This window comes from Pseudonocardia oroxyli (assembly GCF_900102195.1).
Taxonomy (GTDB): domain Bacteria; phylum Actinomycetota; class Actinomycetes; order Mycobacteriales; family Pseudonocardiaceae; genus Pseudonocardia; species Pseudonocardia oroxyli.
Map to the genome: position 1 here is coordinate 82,351 of NZ_FNBE01000021.1, position 16,750 is coordinate 99,100.

The following is a 16,750-nucleotide window of genomic DNA, read 5'->3' on the forward strand; positions in this document are numbered from 1 at the left end:
CATGCGTCCCCGTCCCGTCTGGCTCGTCGTGCTCGCCACGGCGCTGCCCATGTTCATGGCGACCCTCGACAACCTCGTGGTCACCGGCGCGCTGCCGGTGATCCGCACCGAGCTCGGCGGCTCGCTGGAGACCCTCCAGTGGGTCGTGAACGCCTACACCCTCGCCTTCGCCACGCTCCTGCTCACCGCGTCCGGCCTCGGCGACCGGATCGGCAGGCGGCGGGTCTTCGTGGGCGGGATCGTGCTGTTCACGGCGGCGTCCGCCGCGGCGGCCCTCTCGACCGACGCGACCACGCTCATCCTCGCCCGCGCGGTCCAGGGCGTCGGTGCGGCGGCGGTCATGCCGCTGTCGCTGACCCTGCTGGCCGCGGCGGTCCCGCCCGCCCGGCGCGCCCTCGCGATCGGGATCTGGGGTGGGGTGTCCGGCCTCGGGGTCGCGGTCGGGCCGCTGGTCGGCGGCGCGGTGGTCGACGGACTGGCCTGGCAGTGGATCTTCTGGCTGAACGTGCCGTTCGGGGTGCTGGCGGTGCCGCTGGCGCTCGTCGTGCTGCGCGAGTCGCGGGGCCCGGACCGCAGGCTCGACCCGCTCGGCCTGCTGCTCTCCGCCGTCGGGGTGCTCGCCGTGGTCTACACCGTGGTCCGGGCCGACGCCGAAGGCTGGGGTTCGGCCCGCACGATCGGCGGCCTGGTCCTCGGCGCGGCCCTCCTGGTCGGGTTCACGGCCTGGCAGCGGCGGGCGGCGGCGCCCCTGCTCCCGTTGCGGCTGTTCCGGTCCCGCGGCTTCTCGGCGGCCAACGCGACCGCCGTCGGGTTCTCGTTCGGGATGTTCGGCGCGGTGTTCCTGCTCGCCCAGTTCCTGCAGGTGGTGCAGGGTCTCTCGCCGTTCGAGGCGGGCCTGCGGACCATGCCCTGGACCCTCGCGCCGATGGTCGTGGCGCCGATCGCGGGGATCCTCACCGGGCGGGTCGGACCCCGTCCGCTGGTCGCCGCCGGCATGGTGCTGCAGGCGGGCGCGCTCGCCTGGCTGGCCGCGGTCACCACCGTCGACGTGTCCTACGGGACCCTCGTGCCGCCGTTCCTGCTGGCCGGGGTCGGCATGGGCCTGACCTTCGCGCCGATCGCCACCGCGGTGATCACCGGCGTATCGGACGCCGACCACGGCAAGGCCTCCGGCGCCAACTCCACGCTGCGCGAGCTCGGCGTGGCGCTCGGCGTCGCGGTGCTGACCGCGGTGTTCACGGCGAACGGCAGCTACGCGGGCGGCCAGGCGTTCGTCGACGGCCTGGTGCCCGCGGTGTGGATCGCCGCCGGTGTGGTGGCGGTGGGGGCAGTCGGGGCGCTCTTCCTGCCGGGGCGGCGGCCCACCCCCGTCGCCGTCGAGCCTCCGGTCGTGCCCGTCCCCGCCTGACGAACCCGTGAGTGGCGATAGTCGCCAGAGCGACTATCGCCACTCACGGGACCAGTTCGGCCCGCATGCTCGACGCGCTGCTCACCACCAGCATCAGCAGGGTGCCCATCGGCCCCTCCTCCAGGCCGACGGCGGGGAAGGCGTAGCGCAGGGTCACGTCCCACCCGCGCTCCCCCTTGATCACCCGCGGGGTGCCGAACAGGCCCTCCCCCACCCCGAGCGCGACCCGGGCGGGGATGTCCTCGGCGGTCAGGTCCCAGGCGACCACGCAGGTCAGGTTGAGGACCGGCAGGCCCTCCTCCAGCTCCGTCCCCTGCACCACGCAGAGCACGCCGCCGTGGGCGAAGGTCAGCGCGCCGTCCGCGTCCACCTCGACGTCGTGGTAGCGCTCCAGCGCCTTGCGCGCGATCTCGAGACTCATGCCTTGTCCACCGCTCCCCCGAACCGGCGGTCCCGCCGGGCGTAGATCTCGATCGCCTCCCAGATGTGCCTGCGGTCGAAGTCCGGGAACAGCGTGTCCAGGAAGACCATCTCGGCGTAGGCGCTCTGCCACAACAGGAAGTTCGACGTCCGCTGCTCGCCGGAGGACCGGACGAACAGGTCGACGTCCGGCATGTCCGGCTCGTCGAGGTACTTCGCGATGGTGCGCTCGTCGATCTTCTCCGGCTTGATCCGGCCCTCCTGGACCAGCCGGGCGATCTGCTGCACGGCGTCGGCGATCTCCGCCCGCCCGCCGTAGTTCACGCACATGGTCAGGGTGAGGACGTCGTTGTGCCGGGTCTTCTCCTCGGCGACCTCGAGCTCCTTGATCACCGAGCGCCACAGCCGCGGCCGCCGCCCCGCCCACCGGACCCGCACGCCCATGGCGTGCATCTCGTCCACCCGGCGCCGGATCACGTCCCGGTTGAAGCCCATCAGGAACCGCACCTCGTCCGGGCTGCGCTTCCAGTTCTCGGTGGAGAAGGCGTAGGCGGACAGCCACTTCACGCCGATGTCGATGCACCCGCGGGCCACGTCCATCAGGGACGCCTCGCCGCGGCGGTGCCCCTCGATCCGGGGCAGCCCGCGCGCGTTGGCCCAGCGGCCGTTGCCGTCCATGACGAGCGCGACGTGGCGGGGGACCAGCTCCGCCGGGATCACCGGCGGCCGGGCTCCCGACGGGTGCGGCGCGGGACTCTCGAAAGGCACGGTCCGGGAGCCTACGTGCCTGGACGAGCGCGCCCCTACGGAGTAGTCACTGCTCATGTGGTTCACCGAGACCATCGTCGACACGGGCAGGCTGCCGCTGTTCTCGTTCCTCTGCGCCTTCCTCGTCGCGTTCCTGTTCATCCGGTTCTCGGTGCGGATGATCCGCGCGCAGGTGCGGTGGTGGCCGGGCAACGTCACCCCGGGCGGGCTGCACATCCACCACATGGTGTTCGGCCTGGTCATGATGCTGATCGCCGGCTTCGTGCTGATCGCGCTGGCCTCGTTCGACACGCCGGTGCCGAACATCCTGTGCGCCGTGCTGTTCGGCATCGGCACCGCGCTGGTGCTCGACGAGTGGGCCCTGCTCCTGCACCTGTCCGACGTGTACTGGACGCAGGAGGGCCGCTCCTCGATCGACGCCGTGTTCGTCGCCTTCACGATCACGTCGTTCTTCCTGCTGGGCATCCATCCGCTGGGGTTCCAGGGCGACTTCGACGGGCTCTCCCAGGCGGACGCGGTCGAGGTCGTGCTGGTCGTGGCCTTCTTCGTCCTGCAGCTGCTGCTGGCGGTGGTCACGCTGGCGAAGGGGAAGGTGTGGAGCGGGCTCGTCGGGCTGTTCTTCGGGCCGTTGCTGCTGGTCACGGCGGTGCGACTGGGGCGCCCGCACTCGCCGTGGGCGCGGTGGCGCTACGCCACCCGTCCGAAGAAGATGGCCAAGGCGGTCTACCGCGAGAAGACCTACCGCAAGCCGGTGATCCGGGCGAAGATCGCCGTCCAGGAGGCCATCGCAGGCCATTTCGACCCCGACACCGTGAACGCGGCGACCGCGGCCGCCCAGGCCGCCCACGAGGCCGCGACCGACCGCGCCGCGGAGGCAGCCCGCGCGCACGCCGCGGCCTGAACCCGACCCCGCCACGCATCATGGAGCCACAACTGTCGTTTCGGGGCCCCGATCCGACGGTTGTGGCTCCCCAGTGCGGGTCACCCGGCTACTCGCGGGAGGTTCCAGCCCTGCCAGACGGCGAGCATGCGGACCAGGAAGCAGACCACGAAGCCCGCCGCGAGGACCAGGGCGCGGCGGCGGCCGTAGCGCAGGCCCACCGCGACGACGGCGGCGCCCGCGAGCGCGGCCACGGCGTAGACGTCCGACCGCAGGATCAGGGGCACCCGGCCCAGCATGACGTCTCGGATCACCCCGCCACCCGTCCCCGACACCGCGCCCAACAGCGCCGCGAGCAGCGGCGACATCCCGTGGTCCACCGCCTTCGCCGCCCCGACGACCGCGAACAGCGCGAGCGCGGCCGCGTCGAGCGGGAGCAGCACCTCCGGCGGGACCGCCCGGACCAGCCGGTAGACCAGGACCACCACGAGCCCGCCCCCGAAGGCCGCGACGGGGTACGCGAGGTCGCTGAACACCGCGGGCGGGGTGGCCCCGAGCAGGACGTCCCGGACGATGCCGCCGCCCACCGCCGTCACGAACGCGATGACGAGCACCCCGAACACGTCCAGGCCCGCGGCCGCCGCGGTGGCCCCGCCCTGCAGCGCGAACAGCGCGGTGCCTGCGAGGTCGAGGGGACGGATCAGGCGGGTGCGCACGCCGCAGCGTAGGACGGGCCGGACTCGGCGACGGCTTCCGGCCCCGTGATCCACTCCTCGGGAGCGAGGCGGTCGATCTCCGACCCGCCTGCTCCCCGATCGTGGATCACTCGCGCGATCCTCACGGGCGGCTGACGCGCTCCACCAGCGGGAGCGATCGCAGCTGCCGCTCCATGTGCCACTGCAGGTGCGCGGCGACCAGGCCGGAGGTGTCGCGGCGGGTGGGGGCGTCCGCGGCGTCCGCGACCGGCCAGTCGCCGTGGAGCAGCGCGTCGAGCAGGGCGAAGGTCTCCGGACCGGGGAGGACCGAACCCGGGGGACGGCAGACGTCGCAGACCGCGCCGCCGCCCTGCACGCTGAACGCGCGGTGCGGCCCGGGCGCCGCGCACTTGGCACACTCCGTGATCGACGGGGCCCACCCGGCGTGGCTCATCGCCCGCAGCAGGAAGGCGTCCAGGATCAGCGAGGCATCCCGCTCGCGGCCCGCCAACGCCCGCACGGCCCCGACGAGCAGCAGGTAGACCCGCAACGAGTCGCCGTGCCCCTCCTCGGACACCAGCCGGTCCGCGGTCTCCAGGATGGCGCACCCCGCCGTGTACCGGGCGTAGTCGGAGACGACGCCGGAGCCGAACGCGTCGAGCGTCTGGCACTGGGTGATCACGTCGAGGCTGCGCCCGGTGTAGCACTGGACGTCGACGTGGTTGAACGGCTCGAGCCGTGCCCCCCACCGCGAGCGGGTGCGCCGCACGCCCTTCGCCACCGCGCGGATCTTGCCGCAGCGCCGGGTCAGCAACGTCACGATGCGGTCCGCCTCGCCCAGCTTCTGCACGCGCAGCACCACGCCGGTGTCGCGGTACAGGGTGCTCACCCGATGAGCCTACGACCTGCGGGCCCCGCGGGCGCCGCGACACCCGGACGGTCGCGTCACGACCCCGCGACGCACGACCCGGCGCGCCCCGGCACCCGGACGGCGGCGAGCCGTTCGGCCCTGATCCGATCCGGTGTGGACGGCTAGCGTCCTGCGATCATGAGTCGAATCGCGATCGCCTGCCAGGGGGGCGGCAGCCACACGGCCTTCACCGCCGGTGTGCTCGCCCGCCTGTTGCGTGCCCCCGAGCTGGCGGGACACGAGATCGTCGGCCTGTCGGGGACCTCCGGTGGCGCCATCTGCGCGCTGCTGGCCTGGGAGGGGCTGCGCGCCGAGGATCGCGAGCGGGCCGCGCAGCTGCTCGAGGCGTTCTGGCGGGACAACTCCGCCCGCAACCCGCTCACCCGGCTGCAGAACGTCGGCATGGTCGGCGCCGGTGCGCTGCAGGGCCTCGGGCTCCTGCCCGCGGGGACGCCCTACGCCCTCCCCCGGTTCCTCAGCGGCGTCGACCAGTTCACCTCCCTGCTGAGCAGGCACGTCGACTTCGCCGGGATCACCGCCGATCCCGACGCGCCGATGCTGCTGCTCGGCGCGGTGGACGTGCTCACCGGCGAGTTCCGCGCCTTCGACAGCCGCACGGACCGGATCACCGCCGACTGTGTGCTCGCCTCGGCGGCGATCCCCACCCTGTTCCGCGCCGTGCGGACCCACGGCGGGACGTACTGGGACGGCCTGTTCTCGCAGAACCCACCCGTCCACGACCTGCTCGCCACCGCGCCGGACGAGCTCTGGGTCATCCAGATCAACGCCCCCGCCGTCGACCGCGAGCCCCGCACCCCGGTCGAGATCGCCGACCGGCGCAACGGGCTGGCCGGCAACCTCTCGCTGCACCAGGAGCTCGGGTTCATCGAGACCGTCGACCGGATGCTCGCGGCGGGCGACCTGCGGGCGGACCGGGGGTACAAGCACGTCACCGTGCGGGTGATCGAGATGCCCGGCTCGTGGCGGTCGCGGGTGCTGGGATCGGCGTCGAAGCTCAATCGCGACGTGCGGTTCCTCGACGGCCTGCAGCGCCGCGGCCGGGACCAGGCCGACCGGTTCCTGGGCGCGCTCGCGTTCGAGCGCGCGGTGCGCGGCGGTGACGCCGAGGCGCTGCGCGCCGCGACCACCGAGGACGCGGTGCTCCACTCGGACCACCCGTTCCGGCCACGCGCCGGGGTTCCGCTGCGCGCACATCTGAGTACGGTTCTCGCAGGTGGGACACAGATCGACCCCACCCGCAAGCACGTCGCCGGTGATCGTGCGATGTGGACACTGCGGCTGCGCGACGGCCTCGGGCGCGCCGAGGCCGACTTCATCGACGGGCGCGTGTCCGAGCTGCGGCTCGGACCCGTGCGCTGATCAGGCATCGAACGAGGAGACCCATGACCGAGACGTCCGCGACACCGCCCGCCGACACCCCGCCCGGGGACTCGCCGATCGCGAGCGAGCTGAAGGACATGGCGAAGACGGCCTGGTGGCTGGTGCTGCTGCGCGCCGTGCTTCTGGTGATCTGGGGCGTCCTGGTGCTCGCGGCACCCGGCATCGCCCTGCAGGCGCTGATCATCGTCTTCGGTGTCTACGCGATCATGGACGGCGTCACGGCCGTCTACCTGGGGATCAAGGCCCGCGGGACCGAGCCCTCCTGGGGCTGGATCGTGGCGCAGGGCGTGATCTCGGTGCTGGCGGGCATCATCGCGCTCGTCTGGCCCGCGGCCACCGCGCTCTCGCTGCTGTTCGTGGTGGCGTTCTGGGCGATCGTGCTGGGTGTCAGCACCATCGCCGAGGGCATCCGGTCCCGCCGCACGGACGACCGCTGGGGCTGGACCCTCGCCAAGGGCGCCCTCGACGTGATCTTCGGTGTCCTGCTGCTGGTCTGGCCGGCGTCCGGCATCCTCGCGCTGCTCTGGCTGGTCGGGATCTTCGCGCTCGCGGGCGGGATCGTGCTGGCCGTGCTCGCCTTCCGGGTCCGGTCGCTGGCCACGTCCGCCTGATGGAGGCGGACGCCCCCCTCGCGAGCCCCGAGCGGCACGAGTCGGGTCCCGAGAGTGCCGCCCGGGCTGCGGAGGGCGGGTTGCCGCGGGCGCTCGTGGTGCTGCTGGCCGCGGCGTCGGTGGTCATCGTCGTGGCCGGGATCGCGGGCGTCGCCTGGCTGGTCGGCCCGCTCTTCCTGGCCCTGGTCATCGTGATCACCGTGCACCCGGTGCACGGCAGGCTGGTGCGGCTCGGGTTGCCCGGCTGGGCCGCGTCCGGGGTGTTGTTGCTGTGCGTCTACGGCGTGCTGCTGGTGCTCGCCGGGACCATCGTGGTGTCGGCGGCCCGGCTCGCGACCGTCCTGCCCGGGTACGCCGCCGAGGCGAACGGGCTGCTCAGCGGTGCGCTCGGCCGGCTCGCGGAGTTCGGCGTGGGGCCCGAGCAGCTGCGCGCGCTCGCCGCCTCGCTGGACACCTCGCGGCTGGTCGGGCTGGTCAGCGGGCTGCTCCTCGGCCTGACGGGGCTGCTCGGCAACCTCGTCTTCCTGCTGTCGCTGCTGCTGTTCCTGTCCTTCGAGGCCGCCGGGGTCGACCGCAGGCGGGCCCTGCTGGCCGAAGACCACGCCGAGGCCGCCGCCGCCCTGACCCGGTTCGCGAGCGGCACCCGCCGCTACATGGCCGTGAACACGGTGTTCGGCCTGCTCGTCGGGGCCGTCGACGCGATCGCGCTCGCACTGCTCGGGGTGCCGCTCGCGCTGTTGTGGGGGCTGCTGGCGTTCATCACCAACTACATCCCGTACGTCGGGTTCTGGGTCGGGCTGGTGCCGCCGATGGTCCTCGCGCTGCTGGTCGGCGGGTGGCCGCTGACGGTGACCGTGGTCGCGATCTACCTGGTGGTCAACTTCGTGCTGACCTCGCTGATCCAGCCACGCTTCATCGGCGACGCCGTGGGCCTGAGCGTGACGGTCGTGCTCGTCGGCCTGGTGTTCTGGGGGTGGCTGCTCGGCCCGATCGGCGCCGTCCTCGCCACCCCGCTGACCCTGCTGGCCAAGGTCCTGCTCGTCGACGTCGACCCCCGGGCACACTGGGCGAACGCGCTGATCGGGAGCAGCCCCCGGCCTAGAACCCCAGCTTCCGCAGCTGTCGAGGATCCCGTTGCCAGTCCTTCGCCACCGTGACGTGCAGGTCCAGGTAGACCTTCACGCCCAGGAGCGCCTCGATCTGGCGACGGGCGTCCGTACCGACCTGGCGCAGCCGCTCGCCGCCGCGGCCGATCACGATGCCCTTCTGGCTCTGCCGCTCCACGAAGATGGTGGCGTGGACGTCCAGCATCGGATCGTCCGCCGGACGGTCCTCGCGCTCGATCATCTCCTGGACGGTGACCGCGATGGAGTGCGGCAGCTCGTCCCGGACGCCCTCGAGGGCCGCCTCGCGGACCAGCTCGGCGACCAGCGTCTCCTCCGGCTCGTCGGTCAGCTCGCCGTCCGGGTAGAGCGGCGGGCCCTCCGGCAGCTTGTCGACGAGCAGGTCCGCGAGCAGCCCGACCTGGTCGCCGGACTTCGCCGAGCACGGCACGATGTCCGCGAACTCCATCAGCTCGGACATCTGGGTGAGCCGCTCCGCGATCTGCTCCGGGCGTGCCTTGTCCGTCTTCGTGACGATCCCGAGCACCGGGGTGCGCCCCGCGACGGACTTCAGCTCCCCCGCGATGAACTCGTCCCCGCGGCCCACGGGCTGGTCCGCCGGCACGCAGAACCCCACGACGTCCACCTCCGCCCAGGTCTCGCGGACCACGTCGTTCAGCCGGGAGCCCAGCAGGGTGCGCGGCTTGTGCAGGCCGGGGGTGTCCACGACGATCAGCTGGGCGTCCGGCCGGTGCACGATCCCGCGGATCGCGTGCCGCGTGGTCTGCGGGCGCGACGAGGTGATCGCGATCTTCTGCCCGATCAGCGCGTTGGTCAGGGTGGACTTGCCGGCGTTCGGCCTGCCGACGAAGCAGGCGAACCCGGAACGGAAGTCGTCCGGCCAGGTGTTCACAGGGGCCCCAGGGTCTCGCCGGTGAGCTTCTGAAGGATCTCGCGCCCGATCGGGAATGCGGCCGTGGCCGCGGGCGAGGGCGCGTTGAGCACGTGCAGGATGCGGCCCTGCTGCCGGAACAGGAAGTCGTCCACCAGCGTGCCGTCCGGGGTGACCGCCTGGGCCCGCACGCCCGCGCCCGCAGGCACGAGGTGGTGCGCCCGGACCTCGGGCAGCATCCGCTGGATCTGGGTCACCATCGCGGCCTTCGACAGCGAGCGGCGCACCTCGCCGAGCCCGTAGCGCCAGTGCGTGCGCGCCACGTGGACCATGCCCGGGTACAGCAGGCTCCCGAGGAGCTCCTTCGGCTTGACCGTGGTCCAGTCGTAGCCCTCGCGGGCCAGCGCGAGCACCGCGTTCGGTCCGGCGTGCACGTGCCCGTCGACCCCCCGCGTGGCGTGCACGCCGAGGAACGGGAAGGCCGGGTCCGGCACGGGGTAGATCAGGCCCTTGACCAGCTCCGCGGCCTCCTCGGTGAAGCCCGAGTACTCGCCGCGGAAGGGGATGATCCGGACCCCGGGATCGACACCCGAGGCGCGGGCCAGCTCGTCGCTGCGCAGGCCGCCGCAGACGACCGCCTGCGCGCCCAGCAGGTCGCCGGAGCCCGTGCGGACGACCACGTCCGAGTCCCGCGGCGCGAGCCCGGTGACGGTGCGGCCGAGGTGGATCTCGCCGCCCTCCTTGACCAGCAGCTCGCCGATCTTCTCGGCGACGGCGCGGTAGTCGCAGATCCCGGTCGACGGCACCCACAGCGCGTCGAGGCCGCGGACGTGCGGCTCCCGCTCCCGCATGCCCGCCGCATCGAGCCGGTGGGTCTCGACGCCGTTCGCCCGGCCCCGGCGCTCCAGCTCCGCGAGCCGGGGGAGCTCCTCCTGCTCGGTGGCCACGACGAGCTTGCCCGACACCCGGTGCGGCAGGTCGTGCGCGCGGCAGAACGCGACGGTCTCCGCGCAGCCCGCCACGGCCAGGCGCGCCTTGTAGCCGCCCGGGGCGTAGTAGAGCCCGGAGTGGATCACGTTCGAGTTGCGGCCGGTCTGGTGGTCCGCCAGCCGCGGCTCCCGCTCGACCACGGCGACCGTGCGGCCGCTGCGGACGACCGCGTGCGCGGTGGCCAGGCCGACGATCCCGCCGCCGACCACCACGACGTCGTACGTCGGGGTGCTCATCAGGCGGGCACCAGGACCGAGACGACCTCGCCCTTCGCGTTCGCGACGATCACCGGCGCGCTCGCGGTGAGGTCCCGGACCGCGGCCACGGAGGCCTCGTCCGGCTCGCCGTCGAGGACCACCGCGGCGGCCTCGATGCCCTCCGCGCCGCTGGAGACCGCGGCGGCGACGGCGGCCTGCAGGGCCGTGAGCCGCAGCGACGGCAGGTCCACGGCGGCCGCGGCGTAGGTGCGCCCGTCCGTGTCCCGCACCGCGGCGCCCTCGGCCGCGCCCGTGCGGGCGCGCGAGGACCGCGCCAACGTCACGATCTTGGCGTCCTCGGCGCCGAGGGGCGGGGTCTCACTGCCGGACATCGGTCTCCTCCTGTGCGGCGGGCACGGGCTCGCGCTCCGCCTGGTGCTCGTTCTCGTCCTCGGGTTCGGGCCGCGTGAGGGGTGTGACCAGCACCGACGTGATGCGCACGCGCCCGCGGGCGTCCTTGCCGCCCTCGCCCTTCAGGTGCAGCAGCCCCTCGACCTCGGCCTCCGCCCCGGGCAGCGGGACCTTGCCGAGCCGCTGGGCGAGCAGGCCGCCGATGGTGTCGACGTCCGCCTCCTCGATCGCCTCGCGGAGCTCCTCCTCGCGCTCGGTGCCGGTGAACTCCCCCGCGAACAGCTCCTGCAGGTCCTCGACGGGCAGCCGGGCCGCGAGCCGTAGGGTGCCACCGTCGAGCCGCTGGACCTCGGGCACCTCGGCGGTGTCGTACTCGTCCGAGATGTCCCCGACGATCTCCTCGAGGATGTCCTCGATCGTGACCAGGCCCGCGGTGCCGCCGTACTCGTCCACCACGATCGCCATGTGGTTGCGGGTGCGCTGCATGTCGCTGAGCAGCTCGTCGATCCGCTTGGAGTCCGGCACGAACACCGGCGGGCGCACCACCTCGACCAGCGTGGCCGACGGCCGGTCCCAGGTGACCCCGACCAGATCCTTGAGGTAGGCGATCCCGACGATGTCGTCGATGTCCTCCCCCAGCACCGGGATGCGCGAGTAGCCGCTCTTCAGCGCCAGCCGCACGACCTTCTGGACGGGGGTGTCCCGCTCGGCCCACACCACGTCCGGCCGGGGCTGCATGACGTCCCGGACGATGGTGTCCCCCAGCTCGAACACCGAGTGGATCATCTTGCGCTCGCCCTCGTCCACGACGCCCGCCGTGCCCGCCATGTCGACGAGCTCGCGCAGCTCGACCTCGGACGAGAACGGGCCCTCGCGGAAGCCGCGGCCCGGGGTGATCGCGTTGCCGACCAGGATCAGCAGCGAGGTGATCGGGCCGAGCAGCGTGGCGATCACGCGGATCGGGGCCGCCACGGCCATGCCCAGGGCGTAGGGGTGCTGGCGGCCCAGGGTGCGCGGTCCGACCCCGATCAGCACGTAGCTGACCACCACCATGATCGCGGCGGCGAGCAGCACCCCGAGCCAGGGCGGGTCGATCCAGCTCGCGAGGGCGATCGTGAGCAGCACGGTGGCCACGGTCTCGCCCATGAGCCGGAGCAGGATGAGCAGGTTGAGGTAGCGCGCCCGGTCCTCGACGACCCGGGCCAGGGCGCGCGCGCCCGGGCGCCCGGCCCGCACCAGGTCCGCGACCCGCGCGCTGGACACCGAGGTGAACGCGGCGTCCGCCGCGGCGCAGACGCCTGCGACCGGGATCAGCACGATCGCGATGACGAGCAGCCCGACGGCGTTCATTCCTCGGCGTCCAACCCCACGGTCCCGAGGAGCTTCGCGTCGCTGCGGCGCTGGGCCTCCCGCGCCGCGCTCTCGGCGCGCTCGGTCCGCCAGTCGTGCAGCAGCCGGTTCTGCAGCGCGAACATCTCGCGCTCCTCCTCCGGCTCGTGGTGGTCGTAGCCCAGCAGGTGCAGGCAGCCGTGCACGGTGAGCAGGTGCAGCTCGTCGTCCATCGTGTGGCCCGCCTTGACCGCCTGGTCCTTGGCGAACGCCGGGCACAGCACGATGTCCCCGAGCAGCGCGGGCCCGATGTCGGGTGCGTCCGGACGGCGGGTGTCCTCGGCCAGGTCGTCCATCGGGAAGGCCATGACGTCCGTGGGGCCGGGCTCGTCCATCCACCGTTCGTGCAGCTCGGACATGGCGTCCAGGGTCACGGCGGTGATCGCGAGCTCGACGGCGGGGCTGACCCGCATCCTGTCCAGCGCATAGCGCGCGACGGACACGATCAGTGACTCGTCGACGGCGACGCCGGACTCGTTGACGACCTCGATGCTCACGCTTTCCCCTCGGATGTCGGTGGCGTCGAGGGTAGTCGTCAGCCTTCCGGGAGCAGTGCGCGGACCGCCTCCGCGTCCCGAGTTGTCCACAGGTCGGGCGGCAAGCCCGCCGATTCGCGGACCGCCTGCTTGACGCGCGCCACGGCGGGCGGCGCCACGCTCAGCTCCCGCACCCCCAGCCCGACGAGCAGCCCGACGGCCCGCGGGTCCGCCGCCAGCTCCCCGCACACCGCGGTCGGCACGCCGGTGTCGCAGACCTCCCGGACCAGCCGCAGGACCGCCGGGTGCAGGGCGTCGCCGAGCGGGGCCAGCCGCGGGTTCCCGCGCTCCGCGGCGAGGGTGTACTGGGTCAGGTCGTTGGTGCCGATGCTGAAGAAGTCGACGCCCGCGGCGAACCGGGCCGCCGTGAGCGCCGCGGCGGGGACCTCGACCATGATCCCGACCTGCAGCGCGGCGGGCCCCTCCCGCTCCTGGGCGCGGGCGAGCGCGGCGCGGGCGGCGTCGAGCTCGGCGGGCACGGTGACCATCGGGAACAGCACGCTGACGGGATGGTCGCGGGCCACCCGGACGATCGCGCGCAGCTGGTCGTCGAGCAGGTCGGGCCGCGCCAGGGCGAGCCGCAGGCCGCGGACACCGAGGAACGGGTTGGCCTCCGGCGGCTGCGGCAGGTACGGCAGGGGCTTGTCGCCCCCGACGTCGAGCGTGCGCAGCACCACCCGGCGCCCGCCCATGGCTCGCGCCACGGCTCGGTAGGCGGCCTCCTGCTCGTCGACCGACGGGGCGCGGCCCCGGTCGAGGAACAGGAACTCGGTGCGGACCAGGCCCGCGAGGTCGGCGCCCGGGGCGGGGTCGGGGGCGCCCGGCTCGGAAGCCGGCTCCGCCCCGAGGTTGACGCCGACGAGCACGCGGGTGCCGTCCGGCGTGACGGCCGGTTCGTGCCGACGGTCCTCCGCGGCCCGCTCCCGGGCACGCGCCCGGGCCCGTCGCGCCCGGAAGCGGTCCGGGTCCGGCGGGTCGACCTGCAGCTCGCCGGTGTCGCCGTCGAGGGCGACGAGGGTGCCGTCGGGGGTGTCGAGGACCTCCTTCCCCGCCCCGAGCACCGCGGGGATCCCCCGCGCGCGCAGGATGATCACGGCGTGCGCGGTGGGGCTCCCGCCGGCCAGGACCACGCCGGCGGCCGGGAGGGTGGCGGCCTCGGCGGGCGTCAGGTCGGCCGCGAGGAGCACCGCGCTCTCCGCACCGTCGGGTTCGCGGTCTGCGTGGGCGAGGGCGCGCAGGACATCGTCCCCCACGGCCCGGACGTCCGCGGCGCGGGCGCGGAGGTACTCGCCCGGCAGGGCGGCGAGCTGCGCCGCGGCGTCCCGGGCGGCCGACGCCCACGCCGCGGCAGCGCTGCGACCTGCGTCGATGCCGGCGTTCGCGACGTCGACGAGGGCCGGGTCGTCGAGCATCAGGAGATGGGCGTCGAAGATCGCCGCCTCCGCGCCGGGCGTGGCGTCGCGGACCGCGGTGATCGACGCCCTGGCCGCCGCGACCGCCGCGGCGAGCCGGGCGCGCTCGGCGGCCGGCGTGCCCGCGGGCTCGGCGGGCACCGCGAGCGCGGTGGGCCGGAGCACGCGGGCCGGGCCGAGCGCGATCCCCGGCGACCCGGCCACCGGACCGTGATCCACGAGCGGGGAGGGCGGCGGTCGCTCGGCGACCGCATCGCTCCCCACGGGTGGATCATCGGCGTCCGCACGGGCGGCGGAGCCCCCCTCGCCGAACCCCCCGGCCGCGAGGTCGAGCAGCGCCGCCACCGCGTCGCCTGCCTGCAAACCCGTCGCCCGCACCTCGATCTCGTCCCCCGACGCCGCCCCGAGCGCGGCCACCCCGGTGAGTCCCGCCGCCGAGACCGGCCCGCGCCCGGTCGTGAGGTCGACGAGCTCGACGCGGGCGTCGAACCCGGCGACCGCGCGGACGAGCAGCGCGGCGGGCCGGGCGTGCAGGCCGTGCGGCGGGGTCACCGTGAACCGCTCCACCCGGTCCGGCCGGGACGCCACGGGGCCGCTCGGCGCCACCGGCTCCTCGCCGAGCTGGGCGCGCTTGGCGGCGGTGCCCTGGCCGGCCTCGGCGGCGACGGTCACGCGATCGGCACCGCCCGCCGCCGCGACCGCGGCCGCGACCAGACCCTCCACCAGGGGCGCCGGACAGAGCAGCACCGAGTCCGGGTCGTCGTGGAACTCCAGCGCCAGCTCGGCGGAGAGCACGGCACTGCCCAGGTCCATCAGCACGACGACGCCCGCCCCGCCGTCCGCCCTGGTCAGCGCCTCGGCGATGGCGGTGGCGTCGGTGCCGAGGGTGTGCTCGTCGAGGCCCGCGGCCACCTCGATGCGGACCGCGTCCCCCGGCACCATCTCCCGGGCCAGCTCCGCCGCCGCCTCGCCCAGCGCCCGGCTGTGCGAGACGACGACCAGCCCGACCGTGTCCGACACCGATCAGGCCAGGGTGCGCGCCGCCGCCGCGACCAGCAGCGCGGTGGAGGTGGCGCCGGGATCCTGGTGGCCCACGCTGCGTTCGCCCAGGTAGCTGGCGCGCCCCTTCCGCGCGAGCATCGGGACGGTGGCGTCCCGGCCGGCGTCGGCGGCCCGCGAGGCGGCGGTCAGGGCGTCCGCCAGGGACGCGCCGCTCGACAGGGCGGCGTCCAGGGCGTCGAGGGCCGGGGACAGGGCGTCGAACATCGTCTTGTCGCCCGCCTCCGGCCTGCCGCGGGCGACCACGCCCTCCAGGCCTGCCCGCAGCGCCTTCGCGAGCGCCTGCGGGTCGAGCTCGGAGACCTCCCCGGCACTGGTGCCGAACCGCAGGAAGAGCGTGCCGTAGAGCGGGCCGCTCGCCCCGCCGACCGTGCTGACCAGCGTCATCCCGACCTTCTTGAACAGCGCGCCGACCGAGTCGAACGACTGGGCGTCGAGTGCCGCGACCACCGCCGCCATGCCGCGCGCCATGTTGGCGCCGTGGTCGGCGTCCCCGATCGCGGAGTCCAGCGCGGTGAGCGCGTCCTTCTGCTCCTCGACCGACGCCGCGAAGGCCCGGAGCCAGGAGACGAGCGAGTCGAGCGACGTCATGCGCCCCACCGGAGGCCGGGGGTGCGCACCGGGGCGTCCCAGAGGGCGAGCAGGTCGTCGTCCGCGCGGAGCAACGTCACCGAGCAGCCCGCCATGTCCAGGGACGTGATGTAGGGCCCCACCAGCGACCGCGCGACCCGCACGCCCGCCTTCTCCAGCAGCGCCGCGACCTCCCCGTACATCAGGTACAGCTCCAGCAGGGGCGACGCGCCCATCCCGTTGACGAAGCAGATCACCGGCGCGGACGTGAAGTCGAGGTCCGAGAGCACCGGCTCGACCAGCATCTCCGCGATCTCGCGGGCGGGCGCCAGCGGGACCCGACGCCGCCCGGGCTCGCCGTGGATGCCGATCCCGATCTCCATCTCGTCCTCGGGGAGGTCGAAGGTCGGCTGCCCCGCCGCCGGCACGGTGCACGAGGTCAGCGCCATGCCCATGCTGCGGCCGCGGTCGTTCACCTTCCGGGCCAGGTCCGCCACCTCGGCCAACGGGCGCCCCTGCTCCGCGGCCGCGCCGACGATCTTCTCCAGCAGCACCGTGGTGCCGACGCCCCGCCTGCCCGCGGTGTAGAGGGAGTCCTGGACGGCGACGTCGTCGTCCACGACGACCGTCGCCACCTCGGTCTCGACCAGCTCGGCGGCCATCTCGAAGTTCATGACGTCGCCGGTGTAGTTCTTCACGATGTGCAGGACGCCCGCGCCGCCGTCCACCCCCTGGGTCGCCGCGACCATCTGGTCGGGGACCGGTGAGGTGAACACCTCGCCCGCGCACGCCGCGTCCAGCATTCCGGGGCCGACGAAACCGCCGTGCATCGGCTCGTGCCCCGACCCGCCACCGGAGACGAGCCCGACCTTGCCGCGGACCGGCGCGTCGCCTCGGAAGACGATCCGGTTCTCGTGGTCCACCCGCAGCTCCGGGTGCGCGAGGGCCATCCCGCGCAGCGCCTCGGCGACGACGGAATCCGGATCGTTGATGAGCTTCTTCATGGGCCCTCCCCATCGGCACTGAGGGTCGGCTCCGCAGGCTCCGCCTTCGAAGACCATTCGGCGATGCCGAACGCTAGTATGACCCGACTCACAC

Annotated in this window: 17 protein-coding genes; 5 read left to right on the forward strand and 12 right to left on the reverse strand. The window is 74.0% G+C overall.

Annotated features, from left to right (window positions below):
- The first annotated feature begins 1 nt into the window (after position 1).
- A complete protein-coding gene (locus BLS43_RS26190) occupies positions 2 to 1,408 on the forward strand; it encodes a DHA2 family efflux MFS transporter permease subunit (protein ID WP_245707832.1) in 1,407 nt (468 codons plus the stop codon).
- A gap of 43 nt (positions 1,409 to 1,451) precedes the next feature.
- Here BLS43_RS26190 and BLS43_RS26195 read toward each other — a convergent pair whose 3' ends face one another.
- Both BLS43_RS26195 and BLS43_RS26200 read right to left on the reverse strand, forming a co-directional pair.
- Positions 1,452 to 1,829, reverse strand: a complete 378-nt coding sequence (locus tag BLS43_RS26195) for a hypothetical protein (protein ID WP_093089370.1) — start codon at positions 1,827 to 1,829, stop codon at positions 1,452 to 1,454.
- Positions 1,826 to 2,596, reverse strand: a complete 771-nt coding sequence (locus BLS43_RS26200) for an isoprenyl transferase (RefSeq protein WP_093089371.1) — start codon at positions 2,594 to 2,596, stop codon at positions 1,826 to 1,828. The genes BLS43_RS26195 and BLS43_RS26200 overlap by 4 nt, the downstream gene beginning before the upstream one ends.
- Positions 2,597 to 2,651: 55 nt before the next feature.
- Here BLS43_RS26200 and BLS43_RS26205 point away from each other — a divergent pair, with 55 nt between their 5' ends.
- Positions 2,652 to 3,497: a hypothetical protein gene (locus BLS43_RS26205; RefSeq protein ID WP_176921558.1), complete on the forward strand. Its 846-nt coding sequence runs from the start codon at positions 2,652 to 2,654 to the stop codon at positions 3,495 to 3,497.
- Between the two features lie 80 nt (positions 3,498 to 3,577).
- Here BLS43_RS26205 and BLS43_RS26210 read toward each other — a convergent pair whose 3' ends face one another.
- Positions 3,578 to 4,192 carry a trimeric intracellular cation channel family protein gene (locus BLS43_RS26210; protein ID WP_093089372.1) on the reverse strand — a complete coding sequence of 205 codons (615 nt, stop codon included), beginning with the start codon at positions 4,190 to 4,192 and terminating at the stop codon, positions 3,578 to 3,580.
- A 121-nt stretch (positions 4,193 to 4,313) separates the two neighbouring features.
- Positions 4,314 to 5,060 carry a DNA repair protein RecO gene (recO, locus tag BLS43_RS26215; protein ID WP_093089373.1) on the reverse strand — a complete coding sequence of 249 codons (747 nt, stop codon included), beginning with the start codon at positions 5,058 to 5,060 and terminating at the stop codon, positions 4,314 to 4,316.
- Positions 5,061 to 5,219: 159 nt separating this feature from the next.
- Between recO and BLS43_RS26220 the strand changes: the two genes are divergently transcribed.
- Genes BLS43_RS26220 through BLS43_RS26230 form a run of 3 tightly spaced genes read left to right on the forward strand, consistent with a single transcriptional unit; the run spans position 5,220 to position 8,250 of the window.
- Entirely contained in the window at positions 5,220 to 6,461 is a 1,242-nt protein-coding gene (locus tag BLS43_RS26220; RefSeq protein WP_093089374.1) for a patatin-like phospholipase family protein, read from the forward strand.
- Between the two features lie 23 nt (positions 6,462 to 6,484).
- Complete coding sequence (locus BLS43_RS26225) at positions 6,485 to 7,093, forward strand: HdeD family acid-resistance protein (RefSeq protein ID WP_093089375.1); 609 nt, start codon at positions 6,485 to 6,487, stop codon at positions 7,091 to 7,093.
- Positions 7,093 to 8,250, forward strand: a complete 1,158-nt coding sequence (locus BLS43_RS26230; RefSeq protein ID WP_093089376.1) for an AI-2E family transporter — start codon at positions 7,093 to 7,095, stop codon at positions 8,248 to 8,250. Before BLS43_RS26225 ends, BLS43_RS26230 begins: the two co-directional genes overlap by 1 nt.
- Here BLS43_RS26230 and era read toward each other — a convergent pair.
- Genes era through dhaK form a run of 8 tightly spaced genes read right to left on the reverse strand, consistent with a single transcriptional unit; the run spans position 8,192 to position 16,656 of the window.
- A complete protein-coding gene (gene era, locus BLS43_RS26235) occupies positions 8,192 to 9,109 on the reverse strand; it encodes a GTPase Era (protein WP_093089377.1) in 918 nt (305 codons plus the stop codon). The two genes, BLS43_RS26230 and era, sit on opposite strands and share 59 nt — an antisense overlap.
- On the reverse strand, positions 9,106 to 10,314 hold the full coding sequence (gene lhgO, locus BLS43_RS26240) for an L-2-hydroxyglutarate oxidase (protein WP_093089378.1): 1,209 nt from the start codon (positions 10,312 to 10,314) through the stop codon (positions 9,106 to 9,108). Before lhgO ends, era begins: the two co-directional genes overlap by 4 nt.
- Complete coding sequence (locus BLS43_RS26245; RefSeq protein ID WP_093089379.1) at positions 10,314 to 10,667, reverse strand: hypothetical protein; 354 nt, start codon at positions 10,665 to 10,667, stop codon at positions 10,314 to 10,316. The genes lhgO and BLS43_RS26245 overlap by 1 nt, the downstream gene beginning before the upstream one ends.
- Positions 10,654 to 12,036 carry a hemolysin family protein gene (locus tag BLS43_RS26250; protein ID WP_093089380.1) on the reverse strand — a complete coding sequence of 461 codons (1,383 nt, stop codon included), beginning with the start codon at positions 12,034 to 12,036 and terminating at the stop codon, positions 10,654 to 10,656. The genes BLS43_RS26245 and BLS43_RS26250 overlap by 14 nt, the downstream gene beginning before the upstream one ends.
- Positions 12,033 to 12,572, reverse strand: coding sequence for an rRNA maturation RNase YbeY (gene ybeY, locus BLS43_RS26255; RefSeq protein ID WP_093089381.1), 540 nt, complete (start codon positions 12,570 to 12,572; stop codon positions 12,033 to 12,035). The genes BLS43_RS26250 and ybeY overlap by 4 nt, the downstream gene beginning before the upstream one ends.
- 38 nt (positions 12,573 to 12,610) lie before the next feature.
- Positions 12,611 to 15,043 (reverse strand): phosphoenolpyruvate--protein phosphotransferase, encoded by a 2,433-nt coding sequence (gene ptsP / locus BLS43_RS26260; protein ID WP_245707834.1) that lies wholly within the window; start codon positions 15,041 to 15,043, stop codon positions 12,611 to 12,613.
- A 3-nt stretch (positions 15,044 to 15,046) separates the two neighbouring features.
- Positions 15,047 to 15,673, reverse strand: a complete 627-nt coding sequence (dhaL, locus tag BLS43_RS26265) for a dihydroxyacetone kinase subunit DhaL (protein ID WP_093089382.1) — start codon at positions 15,671 to 15,673, stop codon at positions 15,047 to 15,049.
- A complete protein-coding gene (gene dhaK, locus BLS43_RS26270; protein ID WP_093089383.1) occupies positions 15,670 to 16,656 on the reverse strand; it encodes a dihydroxyacetone kinase subunit DhaK in 987 nt (328 codons plus the stop codon). The genes dhaL and dhaK overlap by 4 nt, the downstream gene beginning before the upstream one ends.
- Between the last annotated feature and the right edge of the window lie 94 nt (positions 16,657 to 16,750).